A 15708-nucleotide genomic window follows, 5' to 3' on the forward strand; every position below is an offset into this window, starting at 1 on the left:
CGGAAGTCAGGCCGGCTCCAGCACGCCCACGATCGTCGCGGCTTCGCGCTGCGGCAGCGGGGGCATGCCGAGGCGGCGGATGTCGATCGCGGTCACCCCCGCCAGCAGCACCTCGCCGAAGCGCCGGTCGCCGGTCTCGACCAGGATGCCCGCGTGCGTCTGGCGCATCATCGCCCAGTCGACCGCGCGCGCGCGCACCCGCGTGCCCCGAACCAGCACCAGCGCGATCGCACCGGTCGAGTCGATCACCAGCGCGGCGCGGCCGTCCTCCGCGATCACCGCGTCGAAGGCGGCGAAGCGCGGCAGCGCGACGCCGACCGCCTCGATCGCCTCGTCGACCGATCGCATCATCCGGTGCGCCCGGCCGAGGCCGAGCCATGCCGACAGCCCCATCGTGCCGGCTCAGCCGCGCCGCGCCACCGCGTCGAGCAGGGGACGCAGGTTGGTGAGGTCATAGCCGGCCGCCGCCGCCTTGGCGGTGAGCGAGTCGGCGTCGTCGCCGCGCGCCGCGCCGGCGAGCGCCCACAGGTTGCACGAGCGCGTGCCCGAGCGGCAATAGGCCAGCACCGGGCCGCCCGCCTCGGCCAGCGCCGCGCTCATCGCCTCGACCTGCGGCAGCGAGAAGCCGGCATGGGTGATCGGAATGGCGGTGTAGCGCAGCCCCGCCGCCTCGGCCGCGGCACGGATCGACTCGCCGGCGGGCTGGCCGGGTTCCTCGCCGTCGGGGCGGTTGTTGACGACGGCCTTGTAGCCAGCGGCGGCGATGGCGGGCAGGTCCTCGGGCCGGATCTGCGGCGCGACCGCGATCGTCTCGTCGATGATGCGCAACATAGGAAAGTGCCTCTAGCGCGGCCGGATCGCCGCGTCACTGATCCCGATCGTCCCGTCGCGGGAGAGCGGCGCCTTAGCGCGAAGCGGGCGCGACGGCGAGGGGCAAGAGCGGGGGGTCGGTGAGGGGGAAGACAACACCGCAAATATGCCGGCGCCGCGAGGGACATGGCCTGACGTTCCTCCCCTGCAAGGGGAGGTGGCAGCCCGCAGGGCTGACGGAGGGGTGTCGCCGGTGGTGAGTCCACCGACCCTCGCCCGCCGGGTCACCCCTCCGTCAGCGCTGACGCGCTGACAGTGCGGGCGAGATGGTGTCCCCCGGACACCATCTTGGCTCGCCGGGGGCAAGCCAAAGCCCGCACTCCCCTTGCAGGGGAGGATCGAGAGTCACCCCGCCCCCTTCAGCACGTCGAGGAACGCCTGGCCGTAGGCGTCGAGCTTGCGCTGGCCCACCCCCGCGATCCGGCCGAGCGCGGCGAGCGAGGTCGGGCGCAGCGCCGCCATCTCGCGCAGCGCCGAATCGTGGAAGATCACGTAGGGCGGCACGCCCGCCTCCTTCGCCAGCTCGCGCCGGCACGCGCGCAGCGCCTCGAACAGCGGATCGTCGACCGGGTTGGGCGTCGCCCCCGCGCGCCCGCCGCGACGGCGCTCGCGCTTGGGCGGCTCGACCAGCGGCAGCGTCGCCTCGCCCTTGAGCAAGGCGCGCGCCGCCGGGCCGAACTCCAGTCCGCCGTGATGGTTGGTGCGCAGCGCGTCCTTGAGCAGCAGGGCGCGCCCGACCGGCTTGAGCAGCGCCACTTCCTCGCCGTCGACGATGTTCCACACCGACAGTTGCTCGTGCCCGTTCATCAGGCTGCGCTCGCTCGACTGGCCGGTGAGCACCTGCTCGATATAGGTCGCACCGAACATCTGCCCGGTGCGGAACACCGCGGAGAGATATTTGCGCGCGGTCTCGGTGGCGTCGAGCGCGGCGGGGGGCGACAGGCAGTTGTCGCAATTGCCGCAGCGCTCGGGCGGATGCTCGCCGAAGTGGCGCAGCAGGATGGCGCGGCGGCAGCCCGCGGTCTCCACCAGCGCGCCGAGCGCGGCGAGCCGCTGGCGCTCGCCCGGCTGGCGGTGCTGTTCCACCTCGCCGATGCGCTGCCGCGCGCGCGCGAAATCCTCCGCGCCCCAGAAGAGATGCGCCACCGCGGGGTCGCCGTCGCGCCCGGCGCGGCCGGTCTCCTGGTAATAAGCCTCGATCGACTTGGGCAGGCCGGCATGCGCGACGAAGCGGACGTCGGGCTTGTCGATCCCCATGCCGAAGGCGACCGTGGCGCACATCACCATGTCCTCCGAGGCGACGAAATCGGCCTGGTTGCGCGCGCGCACCGCGGGATCGAGCCCGGCGTGGTAGGCGCGCACCGGGCGGCCGGTGAGCGCGGTGAGCTGCGCCGCCATCTTCTCGGTCGCGGCGCGGGTCTGGACGTAGACGATGCCGGGGCCGGGCGTGTCGCGCACCACGTCGGCGATCTGGCGCGTGCTGTTGTCCTTGGGGCGGATCGCGTAGCGGATGTTGGGCCGGTCGAACCCCGCGACGATCATGCCGTCGTGCGGGATGCCGAGCTGCTCGAGGATGTCGGCGCGCGTGTGCGCGTCGGCGGTGGCGGTCAGCGCCAGCCGCGGCACCTCGGGGAAGGCGTCGAGCAGCGGGCGCAGCAGGCGATAGTCGGGGCGGAAGTCATGGCCCCACTCGCTGACGCAATGCGCCTCGTCGATCGCGAACAATGCGGGGCGGCCGCGCTCGAGCAGGTCGCGGAAGTCGGCGGTGGAGGCGCGCTCGGGCGCGACGTACAGCAGGTCGAGCCCGCCATCGAGGTAGCGCCCGCGCGTCTCGGCCTTGTTCTCGTCGACGCTGGTCAGCGTGGCGGCGCGCAGGCCGACCGCGGTGGCGGCGCGGAGCTGGTCGTGCATCAGCGCGATCAGCGGGCTGACCACCACGCACGTCCCCTCCAGCATCGCCGAGGGCAGCTGGTAGCAGAGCGACTTGCCCGCGCCGGTCGGCATCACCGCGAGCGTTCGCTCGCCCGCGAGCACGCGCGTGACGACCTGCTCCTGCACGCCGCGGAAGGCGGGAAAGCCGAAGATCGTCTGGAGCTGGGGAAGCGGGTCGAGCGCCATGGGCGTGCCCGACCTAGGCGCGCGCACCGCAGAGGGCAACCGGCGCAGTGACGCGACGGGGCGGGGGGGGAGTCTGATCGGCGCGCCGGCGCACGCGTCCTTCACGAAACGCCGACTCGTTCGCTGCCGCCACCACACGGCCCGCTACGGCGATCGTGCGGCGCGCGCGGGAACGCGCGGCGGGGGCGGGGCGTAGTGCCCGCATGTTTCCCGGACGATCGACCATCCCGCGCCGTCACGCGGCGCTGATTGCCCTAGGTGCGACAGTGCTGCTCGCGGCGTGCGAGCGCGAGCCTGCCGGCGCGACCGGGGCCGGGCCGAAGAGCACGCCCGCCTCCCCGGTCGCACGCGCACCCGATGCGCCCGCCGCGGCGCCCGTGTCATGAGCGTCGAGCGCGTCCGCGACAATCGCTCCGAGCAGGAATTCGAGCTGGAGGTGGCCGGCGAACGCGCGGTCGCGGCCTATCAGCTCGAGGGCGACACGATCGTCTTCACGCACACGTTGGTGCCACCGGCGATCGAGGGGCGCGGCGTGGGCTCGCGGCTGATCCGGGCGGCGCTCGATTCGGCGCGCGACCAGCGGCTGCGCGTGGTGCCGCAATGCCGCTTCGTTCGCGCCTTCATCGAGCGGCACCCGGAATATCGCGACCTGCTGGGATGAACGGCGTCTAAGGTGTGCGGGGGTGGGTCAACCCACCAACGTCACGCTCATCGTGATGCGCTTCTCGCCGCCGGGCGCGACCTCGAACACGCCGGGCTTGTCGCGATACTCGCCGGTATAGCCCTCGGGGTCGGCGATGCCGTGCCACGGCTCGACGCACACGAACGCCGCCCCCGGCTTGGTCCAGATCCCCAGCTTGGGCGTATCCGGGAAAGCGATCTCGAGCTGCGGACCCGCGTCCGCGCCGTAGCGCACCGACTGCGACATTACCTCGTCCCACACCAGCGCGTCATGCGCGAACAGAGCGTCGTCGAGCCGCAGCACGCGCCCGTCGAGCGGGGAGGGCACCGTCTCCGCCGCGATCGTGCCGTCGGCCGCGATGCTGCGCAGCCGCGCCGGCTCGTCCGCGGCGAAGACGATGCGGTGGTCGGCGCGCGGCTCGCCATAGGGGAGCGGCCAGGCGAAGGCGGGGTGGAAGCCGAAGCTCGCCGGCAGTGGCACGTCCGCGGGGTTGGCGACGGTCGCCTCGATCGCCAGCGTCGCGCCATCGAGCGTATAGGCCAGCTCGAGCCGGAAGGCGAACGGGTAGCGCGCGCGCGTCGCGGCATCGTCGGTCAGCGCGAACACCGCGCGGGTCGGCGTCGCCTCGATGACGGCGAAGTCGCTGCGGCGCGCGAAGCCGTGCTTGCGCATCGGATAGTCGACGCCGTCGACGCGGATCGTCTCGCCCGAGGGCGCGCCTACCACCGGGAAGAGGATCGGCGCGCGCCCGTTCCAGAAGCGCGGGTCGGCGTCGGTCATCAGCTCGCGCCCGTCGGCGTCGGTCAGCGACGAGAGCTGCGCGCCGTGCGGGTCGATCGCCGCGCCCAGCACCCCGTTCGAGAGTCGGATCCACTCAGCCACGCAGGGTCGCTCCCAATTTGCCCGCCGCGGCGACCACCTTGTCGGCGATCGCCTTGAGTTCGGCGTCGGTGAAACTCTTCTCGCCCGGCTGGAGCACCACCTCCAGCGCGACCGACTTCTGCCCCTCGGGCACGCCCGTGCCGGTGAACACGTCGAACACGCGCGCGCGCACGATCGCGGCCTTGTCGGCGCCCTTGGCGGCGCGCGTCAGCGCCTCGGCGGTGAGCGCGGCGGGGGCCAGGAAGGCGAAGTCGCGCCGCACCGGCTGGAGCGCTGGCGGCGCATAGGCCGCCCGCATGAAGCCGTTGCCGCGCTTCGCCGGCAGCGAGTCGAGGTACAGCTCGACCGCGGCGGCCGGGCCGGACAGGTCGAAGGCGCGCAGGACCGCGGGATGGACCGCGCCGAACGATGCCAGCACCGTCTTGGGGCCGAGCCGCAGCGTCCCCGAGCGGCCGGGATGGAAGGCGTCGCCCGCCTCGCCCATCACCTGGAGATTGTCGACCGGCGCGCCCGCCGCGGCGAGCAGCGCCAGCGCCTCGGCCTTCGCATCATAGGCGTCGAAGCCGGCGGCCTTGCCCTCGCGCCAGCCGCGCGCGCGGCGGTCGCCCGCGAGCACGAGCCCAAGCGTCGCGCGCTCGTGCGGCGCGCCGTCCTTCGCCAGATAGCGCCGGCCCAGCTCGAACAGCCGCACGCTCTCCGCGCCCTGGCGCAGGTTGCGCTCGGCGGCGGCGAGCAGCCCAGGGAGCAGCGAGGGCCGCATCACCTTGAGCTCCTCGCTGATCGGGTTGGCGAGCGTCCAGGCGCCCCCGCCGAACACCGCGGCGTGGCGCTGCGCGACGAAGCTCCACGTCACTGCCTCGCCAAGCCCGCGCGCCGCGGCGGCGCGGCGGAGGCAGCGCTCGACCTTCTGCTCGGGCGTGGCGGTCGGGCGCGCGACACCGGACAGGCGCGGGAGCGCGACCGACTCGACGCGGTCGAGCCCCTCGATCCGGATCACCTCCTCGACGAGGTCGGCGGTGCCGTCGACGTCGGGGCGCCAGGTCGGCGGGGTGACCTGCCACTCGGGTGAGACGGTGAAGCCGAGCGACTCGAGGATCGCGCGCTGCCGCTCGGCCGGCACGTCGAGGCCGCCGAGCGTCGCGGCGCGCGCCGGGTCGTAGGCATAGCTCGGCATCGCCACCGGCGGCGCTCCCACGCGCGTGACATTGCTGGCGGTGCCGCCGCAATATTCCCGGACGAGGAAGGTGGCGATCGCGAGCCCGTCGTCGAGGAACGCCGGGTCGACGCCGCGCTCGAAGCGCTGGCGCGCGTCGCTGGTCAGCGCCAGCTTCTGGCCGGTGCGCGCGATCGCGTCGGGCGCGAAATAGGCGCACTCGATGATCACGTCGGTGGTCGTCGCGGACACGCCCGAGTGCGCGCCGCCCATGATGCCGCCGATATCGTGTACCGCGGCGTCGTCCGCGATCACGGTCATGCCCGCGGCGAGCACGTAGGTCCGGCCGTTGAGCGCCTCGACGCTCTCGCCGTCGCGCGCCTGGCGCGCGACGAGGCCGCCGGAGAGATGCGCGCGATCGTAGACGTGCAGCGGGCGGCCGAGGTCGACGGTGAGGTAATTGGTGATGTCGACCAGGGCCGAGATCGGCTTCTGCCCGATCGCGCGGAGACGGCGCCGCATCCACTCGGGCGACTCGCCGTTGCTGAGGCCTGAGACCGCCTGCGCGTAGAAGGCGGGGCAGCCCGCGCCATCCTCGATCCGCACGTCGGGGCCGGGGCCGTCGCCCGGTACGTCCGGCACGGTCAGCGGCACGAGCGTGCCGAGCCCCGCCGCGGCGAGATCGCGCGCGATGCCGCGCACGCCCATGCAATCTGGGCGGTTGGGCGTGATCGACACGTCGATCACCGCGTCGTCGAGCCCGGCGTAATCGGCGAAGGCGGTGCCCACTGGCGCATCGGCGGGCAGCTCGATGATGCCGTCATGGTCGTCGCCCAGCTCGAGCTCGCGCGACGAGCACATCATGCCGTTCGACTCGACTCCGCGGATCGCGGCGACGCGCAGCACCATGCCGTTGGCGGGGACGGTCGCGCCCGCGGTGCCGAACACGCCGACCAGCCCGGCGCGCGCGTTGGGCGCGCCGCACACCACCTGGAGCGGCGCGCCGCCGTTGACCTCGGGGCCGGCCTCGACCGTGAGCACCTGGAGCTTGTCCGCCTGCGGGTGCGGCGCGGCGGTGAGCACGCGCGCGACGCGGAAGCCGCCGAGCCGCGCGGCGGGATTCTCGACCCCCTCCACCTCGAGCCCGACGCGGGTGAGCGCGGCGACGATCGAGTCGAGCGGCTCGCTCGTGTCGAGATGGTCCTTGAGCCAGGAGAGCGTGAATTTCATCGGTTCGTCCGGAGCTGAAGGAAGGTCAGGCGGGGGTGCCGACGCCGCCCGACAGGGTCGGGACGTCTAGCGCGGCGAAGCCATAGTGGTGGAGCCAGCGCGTGTCGGCCTCGAACATCGGGCGCAGGTCGTCGATGCCGTACTTGAGCATCGCCAGCCGGTCGATCCCGCAGCCGAAGGCGAAGCCCTGCCACTCGTCGGGATCGAGCCCGCAATTGGCGATCACGCGCGGGTGGACCATGCCGCTGCCGAGCACCTCCATCCATCCCTCGCTACCGCCGATGACGCGCTTGCCCTTCTCGACCGAGAAGCCGACGTCGACCTCGGCGGAGGGCTCGGTGAAGGGGAAATAGCTCGGCCGCAGCCGCAGCACGACGTCGTCGCGCTCGAAGAAGGCCTTGAGGAAGGTCTCGAGTGTCCACTTCAGGTGGCCGAGCGTGATGCCCTTGTCGATCACCAGCCCCTCGACCTGATGGAACATTGGCGTGTGGGTCGCGTCCCAGTCGGAGCGATAGACGCGGCCGGGCGCGATGATGCGGATCGGCGCGCCCGCGCCGTTCTGGCGGCGCGCGACCTCGACCATGGTGCGGATCTGCACCGGCGAGGTATGCGTGCGCAGCACCAGCGGCGCGCTCTCGGCACCCTCGGCTTGCGCGACGTAGAACGTGTCCTGCATCGCGCGCGCCGGGTGCGTGTCCGGGATGTTGAGCGCGCCGAAATTATGCCAGTCGTCCTCGATCTCGGGCCCGGTGGCGACCGCGAAGCCGAGGTCGGCGAAGATCTCGGCCAGCTCGTCCATCACCTGGCTGACCGGATGGACCGTGCCGCCCGCGGGCAGGTCGACCGGGAGCGTCATGTCGAGCGCCTCGCTGGCGAGCTGCGCGTCGAGCGCGACCTGTTCCAGCACCGCCTTGCGCGCGGCGATCGCGGCGGTGACGGCCTCGCGGAGCTGGTGGATCGCGGGGCCGCGCGCCTGGCGCTCCTCGGGTGAGAGCGCGCCCAGCGTCTTGAGCAGAGCGGTGACGCGCCCCTGCTTGCCGAGCGCCTCGACCCGCACCGCCTCGAGCGCGTCGAGCCCCGCCGCCGCGGCGATCGCGGCGAGCAGGTGGGTCTGGAGCTCGTCGGTATCGGTCATTCGTCACCTTCGTCTTGGTCGCGCCGCCGCGCGCGCCGGCCCCGCTCCGTAGCGGCACGCCGCGCCCCGGATCAATCCTCTCGCGACCCGATGCGCGGTCGCCACGGCGCCGCAAGCGGTTGACCCCAGGGCTTCCGCAGCGCAGCATCGCGCGATGGCCACACTCCCCCCGATCACCAACAATCCCGACGTCCGCTATCTCGGGCGCGTGCTCGGCGACGTGATCCGCGCTTATGGCGGCGAGACGTTGTACGAGCGGACCGAGGCGATCCGCTCCGCCTCGGTCGAGCGTCACCGCGGCAACCATCAGGGATCGCCCGATTTCGGGCTGGGGGCGCTCGACCTCGACGAGACGCTCGATTTCGTGCGCGGCTTCATGCTCTTCTCGATGCTCGCCAATCTCGCGGAGGATCGCCAGGGGATCGCCGCCGAGGATGGCGCCGACGTCGCCGCCGCGCTCGGGCGGCTCGATGGGGCAGGGGTAGACCGCGACGCGGTGCTCGCGCTGCTCGACCGCGCGCTGATCGCGCCGGTGCTCACCGCCCACCCCACCGAGGTGCGGCGCAAGAGCATGATCGACCACCGCAACCGCGTCGCACAGCTGATGGCGCTGCGCGATCGCGGCATCGACATCACCCCCGAGGGCGATCAGGTCGACGAGGCGATCGTGCGCCAGGTCGCGCTGCTGTGGCAGACGCGCGTGCTGCGGCGCGAGCGGCTGTACGTCACCGACGAGGTCGAGACCGCGCTGAGCTATCTGCGCGACGTCTTCCTCCCCGTGATCCCCGCGCTCTACCAGCGCTGGGACCGTGCGCTGGGCGCGCGCGTCCCCGCCTTCCTGCGTCCGGGGAGCTGGATCGGCGGCGACCGCGACGGCAACCCCTTCGTCACCGCGGACAGCCTGCGCGCCGCGCTGGCGCGGGCCTCGCGCGCGGTGCTGGGCTATTATCTCGACCAGCTCCACGCGATGGGCGCCGAGCTGTCGATCTCCGCGCATCACGCCGCGGTGGACGAGGGCGTGCTCGCGCTCGCCGAGGCGAGCGGCGACATCTCCGAGACGCGCAGCGACGAACCCTACCGCCGCGCGATCAGCGGTATCTACGCGCGCACCGCGGCGACCTATGCGGCGCTGACCGGCGAGCCCGCGCCGCGCCCGGGCAAGCTCGCCGGCGAGCCCTATCCGCATCCCGCCGCGCTGCGCGCCGATCTGGTGACCATCGCGCGCCCGCTCTCGGCCGAAGGCGCCGGGCTGCTCGGCAGCGGCGGCGCGATCGGGCGGCTGATCCGCGCGGTCGAGGTGTTCGGCTTTCACCTCGCCACGCTCGACCTGCGCCAGAACAGCGCGGTGCACGAGCGCGTCGTCGCCGAGATGCTGCGCCGTGCGGGCGTGTGCGCCGACTATGCCGCGCTCGACGAGGACGCGCGCGTCATGCTGCTGCGCCAGGAGCTGGCGACGCCGCGCCCGCTGACCAGCCGCTTCACCAGCTATTCGGACGAGACCGCGTCCGAGCTGGCGATCGTCCAGGCCGCGGCCGAGGCGCATGCCACCTACGGCGCGGCGTGCATCCGCCAGTATATCGTCTCGATGACCAAGTCGGTGTCCGACCTGCTCGAGGTCCACCTGCTGCTCAAGGAGGTCGGGCTGTACCGCCCGGCCGTCGAGGATTCGCCCGCGATCGCCGCGGTGATGGCGGTGCCCTTGTTCGAGACGATCGAGGATCTCGAGGCCGCGCCCGCGATCATGACCGAGTGGTTCGCCATCCCCGAAGTGCGCGACATCGCGCGCGCGCGCGGCCATCAGGAAGTGATGATCGGCTATTCGGACAGCAACAAGGACGGCGGCTATCTCACCTCGACGTGGCAGCTGTCGCGCGCCTCGACCGCGCTGAAGCCGGTGTTCGACGCCGCCGGGGTCGGCATGCAGCTGTTCCACGGCCGCGGTGGCGCGGTCGGGCGCGGCGGGGGGTCCAGCTTCGCCGCGATCCGCGCGCAGCCCGCGGGCACGGTGCAGGGCCGCATCCGCATCACCGAACAGGGCGAGGTGATCGCGGGCAAATATGGCACGCGCGAGAGCGCCACCACCAACCTGGAGGCGATGGCCTCGGCGACCTTGCTCGCCAGCCTCGAGCCCGAGCAGCTGTCGAACAGCGACAATGCCAGCTTCGCCGCGGCGATGGACCGGCTCTCCGGCGCCGCCTTCCGCGCCTATCGCGGGCTGGTCTATGAGACCGAGGGGTTCCGCACATTCTTCCGCCAGATGACGCCGATCGCCGAGATCGCCGGGCTCAAGATCGGCAGCCGCCCCGCCAGCCGCAAACAGTCGGACGCGATCGAGGATCTGCGCGCCATCCCCTGGGTGTTCAGCTGGGCCCAGGCGCGCGTGATGCTGCCGGGCTGGTACGGCGTCGGCCAGGCGATCGCCGACTTCGAGGATCGCGCGCTGCTGCGCGAGATGGCGCAGGGCTGGCCGCTGTTCGCCGCGACGCTCGCTAACATGGAGATGGTGCTCGCCAAGTCGGATATGGGGATCGCCGCGCGCTACGCCGGGCTGGTCGAGGACGCGGGGCTGCGCGACAGCGTGTTCGGGCGCATCCGCGACGGCTGGCAGCAGACCCACGACGGGTTGCTCGACGTCACCGGCCAGTCGCACCTGCTCGAGAAGCATGCGGCGCTCGACGCCTCGATCCGGTTGCGGCTGCCCTATATCGAGCCGCTCAACCTGCTTCAGATCGAGCTGATGAAGCGCCACCGCTCGGGCGAGGCCGACGAGCGCGTGCGCGAGGGCATCCTGCTCTCGATCAACGCGATCGCCACCGCGCTGCGCAACTCGGGGTGACGAGCCGCGCTTTAACCCGGCGGTGCGCGCGCTTACCTAGGGCGCGATGACCCCGCTCACCGCGCGTATCGCCGATGGCGTCGCTGCGATCCCCGCCGACCAGTGGGACGCCTGCGCCGGCCCCGACAACCCTTTCCTCGGCCACGCCTTTCTCACGGCGCTGGAAGGGTCGGGCAGCGTCGGGGGGCGCAGTGGCTGGCAACCGATCCCGGTGGTGGTCGACGGCGCCGACGGTGCCCCCGCGGCGATCGCGCCCGCTTATGCCAAGAGCCACAGCCAGGGCGAATATGTCTTCGACCATGGCTGGGCCGACGCGTGGGAGCGCGCCGGTGGCGCCTATTATCCCAAGCTCCAGGTCGCGGTGCCCTTCACCCCGGTGCCGGGCGCGCGGCTGCTGCTGCGCGACGCCGCCGCGGCGCCCGCGCTGATCGCCGCGCTGGAGGCGGTGACCGATCGCCACGACCTGTCGTCCGCGCACGCCACCTTCGTCGTCGACGATCAGGTGGCGGACTTCGAGCGCGCGGGCTGGCTGATCCGCGAGGGCACGCAATATCACTGGCAGAACCAGGGCTATGCCACGTTCGACGACTTTCTCGGCGCGTTGGCGAGCCGCAAGCGCAAGGCGATCCGCAAGGAGCGCGCCGCTGCGGTGGCGGGGCTGACGATCCGCCATCTCGTCGGCGACGCGATCGGCACGCGCGAGTGGGACGCCTTCTGGGGCTTCTACCAGGACACCGGCAGCCGCAAATGGGGGCGCCCCTATCTGACCCGCGGCTTCTTCCCGCTGCTGGGGCAGGCGCTGGGCGACCGCGTGCTGCTGATCCTGGCCGAGCGTGACGGCGTGCCGGTCGCCGGGGCGCTCAACCTGATCGGCGCGGACGCCCTGTACGGCCGTTACTGGGGCTGCACCGAGGAGGTGCCGTTCCTCCACTTCGAACTTTGTTATTATCAGGCGATCGACGCCGCGATCGCGCGCGGTCTGGCGCGGGTGGAGGCGGGGGCGCAGGGCGAGCACAAGCTCGCGCGCGGCTATGTCCCGGTGCCGACCTGGTCGGCGCATTACATCCCGGACGCGTCGTTCCGCCGCGCGGTGGCCGACTTCCTCGTGCGCGAGCGCGCCGCGGTGGCGCAGGAACAGGCCTTCCTGGGAGAGATGACCCCCTTCCGCCGCGGGTGACCCGATCCTCCCCGGTCAGGCGGAGGAGCGGCCGAGCGGCGTCACGTTCCGGCCCGTCACCGCTCTTGCTCGACCCGCAGCCGCTCGAGCCGCTCCTGCTCTCGCTCCTGCCGCTCGCGCAGCCGCTCGAGCCGCTCCTTGCGACGCTGCATCCGCGCGATCAGCCACTTGGGCACGCCGAGCTCCTCGTCGCTGGCCTCGATCGCGGCGGCGTCATGGTCGACGCGGAACAGCGCCGAGTTGCTCGTCGGCGAGCGCCACACCGGGATCAGCCCCGCGGTGAAGCGCGGATTGTACGCCGGCGGTCGCACCAGCCACACATAGTCGAAGGCGTCGCGCGGGAAGCGCGCCAGCGCGTAGTTGATCGGCCGCCACCATTCGAGCGGGCATTTGATCGAGGTCACGATCTGCGTCGGATCGTGCGCATACGGCCCCGCCTCGCGATAGCGCACGGTGAGCAACTGCGCCCCCGCCATCGACCATTGATCGTCGGTATAGGCCAGCCGCCGCTCCAGCGCGATCGCGGGCAGATGCTCCAGCCGCGACATGCGCCAGGCGTTGACGCAATTGTGCCCGACGAAGCTGATCAGCCGCGCCCCCACCGGCACGTGCGGCAGCGCGGCCAGCTCGGCGTCATAGTCAGCGTCGAAGCGCGCAAAGCTGATCGTCGTCGCGCCCAGCCGGGCCGCGTAGAAGCTCAGCCCCGCCGCCGCGAGCAGCGCGGCATGGCGCAGGTCCGCGCCGGGCTTCGGACGGATCGCGATCACCGCCACCGCGATCATGAACGGCGCCATCCGCATGTCGGCATAGGCCGAGCCGAAGACGATCCGCGGCAGCAGCACATAGACCAGCAGCATGAACAGCGCCGACAGCCCGAGATGCCGCGAATAGCCCATCCGCGGATCGCGCACCGCCTTGAACAGCACGAGGTAGATCACCGCCATGCTGGCGACGTCGAACCACAGCCAGCGGTCGCGCAGCGCCATCACGATCCAGGCGATCTTGGTGCGCCAGTAGAAGAAGTCGGCGGTCTGCCCGGTGACGTCGGCGCCCGAGCGCCACGCCACCATCAGCAGCATCGGCAGCGCGAGCGGGACGCAGCCGAGCCCGGCGCGGACCCAGCTCTCCAGCCAATGTCCGCCGCTCGACGGTTCGCTCGGGCGGTCCTTGCGCCGGTCGTGCTGGCGGATCAGTTCGCTCGAGAAGGCCAGCACGCCCAGCACGCCCCAGCCGAAGGTATGCCCCACCCACAACAGGCACGACAGCGGCACGAACACGATCGCCCGAAGCGTGAACCGCCCCAGCCGCGCCAGCCGCAGCCACAGCGCGAACAGGCACAGCGCCCAGCTCATCGACAGCGCGAAGTTCACGAAGCCGAAGTGGAACGGATAGCCATAGGCCAGCGGCAGCGCGAACAGGGCGGTGGGCGGGATGCGGCCGTGTACCTCGCGCGCGATCCACAGCAGCCCGCCGACGGTCAGCGCGGGGATGGTGAGGATGATCAGCTTCACCGCGGGCTCCAGCCCGATCAGCGGCGTGAGCGGCTCGATCAGCAGATCGACCCCGAGGTTGCCGATCAGCGCCCAGCGGAACTGATACCAGTCGGTCAGCCACGGGTGCGCGCCGCGGTCGAGCTGGACGCGATAGCGTCCCATGTGACCGGGCAGGTCGACGATCGGGGGAATGTCGGGCCACAGCAGCGGCACGCACGCCGCCACCATGGCGGCGAGCACGAACCACCGCGTCTGCCACCAATGGAGCCGCTCTGCCTGCATCGCGAGCGCCTTAGTGGCGGGCGACCCCCGCGGGCAAGGGGGCGGGCGGCGTGAGCGGAGCGGTGACGCGCGCGGGCGCGCGCTCCACCCGCCACGCCAGCACCGGCCCGCGCACCCGCAGCGGCGTGAGCCAAGCGATGCGCTCGCCGCGTTCCAGCCGCGCCCACAGTCCGTCGGGCGCGGTGCGGCGGAACTGCTCGGCCTCGGGCAACCCCGGACAGACCGCCAGATAGGAGGCGCCGCTCGCCGCCACGGCGCGGCGCGCGCGCTCGGGCGGCAGCGTGAAGCCGAGCAGCACCTGCTCGATCGCGCGCGCGCCGCGGTGATAGCCGCCCGCCACGGCGCGATGCCGCGTGCTGACCAGCAGCTCGGGGGTGACGTCGAGCGGGGCGAAGACGATCGCGGGCGGCAGCGCGGCGAGCGCGCGCACGTCGCTGGCGGCGTTGCAGGGCGCGCGATGTCCCGGCAGGCGTGCGCGCTCGACCGCGCCGGGCAGCAGGATCAGCGCCACCCCGGCGACCTGCCCCGGCGAGGCGAGCAGCAGCGCGGCCAACGTCGCGACGACGCGCGCCGGCGCGGTGCGGAGCGCGCGCGCGCGTCGCAGCATCGTCGCGAGCAGCACCGCCGCGCCGGGCACCGCGAGCGCGTTGGCGGTGGCGGTGGCGCGCCCGACCGCGACCGCCACCGCGATCGACGCCACCAGCAGCAACAGGTATACGGCCCAGCGCTCGCGCGCGGCGGCGGTCAGCGCACGCGGCGGCAGCCGGCGCCACGCCAGCACCCCACCGATCAGCCCCGCCACCGGCAGACCCAGCACCGCGACGACCAGGGTGTGCGGCTGCTCCCACAGCGGACGGCCTTCGAGCACCTTGAGGTACCAGTCGCGATAGACCAGCGGCGGCAGCGTCGCGAACGGCCCGGCCAGGCAATCCGGCGCGGCGACGAGCAGCGCCGCCGCGGTGAGCGCCCCCGCCGCGCTCAGCCCGGCGAGCCGGACCGCGAGGCCGCGTCCGCCCAGCGCGGTGGCCGCGGTGAGCGCCGCGGCGGCGAGCCATAAGGTGGCGAGCCACGCGGGCGCCATCGCGTCGCAAGCCGGCTGCGCCCAGAGCGGCCCGCGCGTGACGAGATGGAGCGCGGTGGCGAGCGGCGCGAGCGTCCAGCCGAGCGCGCGCACCATCGCGCCGCGCGCGGGGCGCCCTGCCCAGGCGAGCGCCGCGGCGGCACCGATCGCGGCGGCGATCGGCAGCCCCTCGAGCGAGATGGTCAGCAGCACCGCCAGCGCCGCCCCGGCGATCGCCCCGCCGCGCCGCGTCGGCGCGCCGAGCAGCGCGGCGACGGCGGCCAGCGCGGCGGCGATCTGCCAGCCGTGGTGATCGATCCGCAACGGGCGGAACTGGAACAGCAACCCCGCGGCGAGCGCGACGAGCAGCACCGCCTGCGGCACCAGCGCGCGCCCCGCGAGGCGCCGCGTCACCAGCGCGACCAGCGCGATCACCGCCAGCAAGGTCATCAGCGGCACCGCCACCAGCGCCACCGTCTCGGCCCGCGCGGTGCCGAGCAGCGGGTGCAGCAGCGCCATCGTGCCCGCCAGCGGCAGGTCGACCAGTCGCGACCAGTGCATCGGGAAATCGCCGCGGTTGAGGCGGTGCTGCGCAACATCGAACCAGCTCTGGCCCGCGAGCCAGTCGCGCACCTCGAGCAGCCGCATCGCGTCGTCGGCGTCGATGAACTGCCGCCCCGCGATCGCCTCCCAGCTCGCCGCCACCAGTGCGAGCGCGATCGCGCCCCAGCCCGCCAGCACGATGGCGACGGGGTGGCGCCGCACCCTGCCGCCGAGCGTCGCGATCACC

At 72.9% G+C, this 15708-nt stretch carries 11 protein-coding genes; 3 read left to right on the forward strand and 8 right to left on the reverse strand.

The window, feature by feature from the left end; all coding sequences use genetic code 11:
• Positions 1-6: 6 nt before the first annotated feature.
• From EV292_RS06905 to recQ, 3 genes are all read right to left on the reverse strand, one after another.
• A complete protein-coding gene (locus EV292_RS06905) occupies positions 7-393 on the reverse strand; it encodes a hypothetical protein (protein WP_132908471.1) in 387 nt (128 codons plus the stop codon).
• A gap of 9 nt (positions 394-402) precedes the next feature.
• On the reverse strand, positions 403-831 hold the full coding sequence (locus EV292_RS06910; protein ID WP_132908472.1) for a TIGR01244 family sulfur transferase: 429 nt from the start codon (positions 829-831) through the stop codon (positions 403-405).
• Between the two features lie 384 nt (positions 832-1215).
• A complete protein-coding gene (gene recQ, locus EV292_RS06915) occupies positions 1216-2988 on the reverse strand; it encodes a DNA helicase RecQ (RefSeq protein ID WP_132908473.1) in 1773 nt (590 codons plus the stop codon).
• A 382-nt stretch (positions 2989-3370) separates the two neighbouring features.
• On the opposite strand from recQ, the gene EV292_RS06925 reads away from it, so the two are divergent.
• On the forward strand, positions 3371-3649 hold the full coding sequence (locus tag EV292_RS06925) for a GNAT family N-acetyltransferase (protein ID WP_132908475.1): 279 nt from the start codon (positions 3371-3373) through the stop codon (positions 3647-3649).
• 27 nt (positions 3650-3676) lie between these two features.
• Here the strand turns inward: EV292_RS06925 and EV292_RS06930 are convergent, their stop codons facing one another.
• Genes EV292_RS06930 through pheS form a run of 3 tightly spaced genes read right to left on the reverse strand, consistent with a single transcriptional unit; the run spans position 3677 to position 8070 of the window.
• Entirely contained in the window at positions 3677-4552 is an 876-nt protein-coding gene (locus EV292_RS06930; RefSeq protein ID WP_132908476.1) for an aldose 1-epimerase family protein, read from the reverse strand.
• Positions 4545-6935 carry a phenylalanine--tRNA ligase subunit beta gene (pheT, locus tag EV292_RS06935; RefSeq protein ID WP_132908477.1) on the reverse strand — a complete coding sequence of 797 codons (2391 nt, stop codon included), beginning with the start codon at positions 6933-6935 and terminating at the stop codon, positions 4545-4547. Before pheT ends, EV292_RS06930 begins: the two co-directional genes overlap by 8 nt.
• Positions 6936-6960: 25 nt before the next feature.
• Entirely contained in the window at positions 6961-8070 is a 1110-nt protein-coding gene (gene pheS, locus EV292_RS06940; RefSeq protein WP_132908478.1) for a phenylalanine--tRNA ligase subunit alpha, read from the reverse strand.
• A 154-nt stretch (positions 8071-8224) separates the two neighbouring features.
• Between pheS and ppc the strand changes: the two genes are divergently transcribed.
• A complete protein-coding gene (ppc, locus tag EV292_RS06945; RefSeq protein ID WP_132908479.1) occupies positions 8225-10906 on the forward strand; it encodes a phosphoenolpyruvate carboxylase in 2682 nt (893 codons plus the stop codon).
• A gap of 46 nt (positions 10907-10952) precedes the next feature.
• On the forward strand, positions 10953-12083 hold the full coding sequence (locus EV292_RS06950) for a GNAT family N-acetyltransferase (protein WP_132908480.1): 1131 nt from the start codon (positions 10953-10955) through the stop codon (positions 12081-12083).
• Between the two features lie 56 nt (positions 12084-12139).
• On the opposite strand, the gene EV292_RS06955 is transcribed toward EV292_RS06950, so the two are convergent.
• Together EV292_RS06955 and EV292_RS06960 are read right to left on the reverse strand one after the other, a co-directional pair.
• Positions 12140-13858: a hypothetical protein gene (locus EV292_RS06955; protein ID WP_243693648.1), complete on the reverse strand. Its 1719-nt coding sequence runs from the start codon at positions 13856-13858 to the stop codon at positions 12140-12142.
• 10 nt (positions 13859-13868) lie between these two features.
• Complete coding sequence (locus tag EV292_RS06960) at positions 13869-15707, reverse strand: hypothetical protein (protein ID WP_132908481.1); 1839 nt, start codon at positions 15705-15707, stop codon at positions 13869-13871.
• Position 15708: the final 1 nt, after the last annotated feature.

Origin of the sequence: Sphingomonas sp. BK235 (assembly GCF_004345855.1) — a bacterium.
Taxonomy (GTDB): Bacteria; Pseudomonadota; Alphaproteobacteria; order Sphingomonadales; family Sphingomonadaceae; genus Sphingomonas.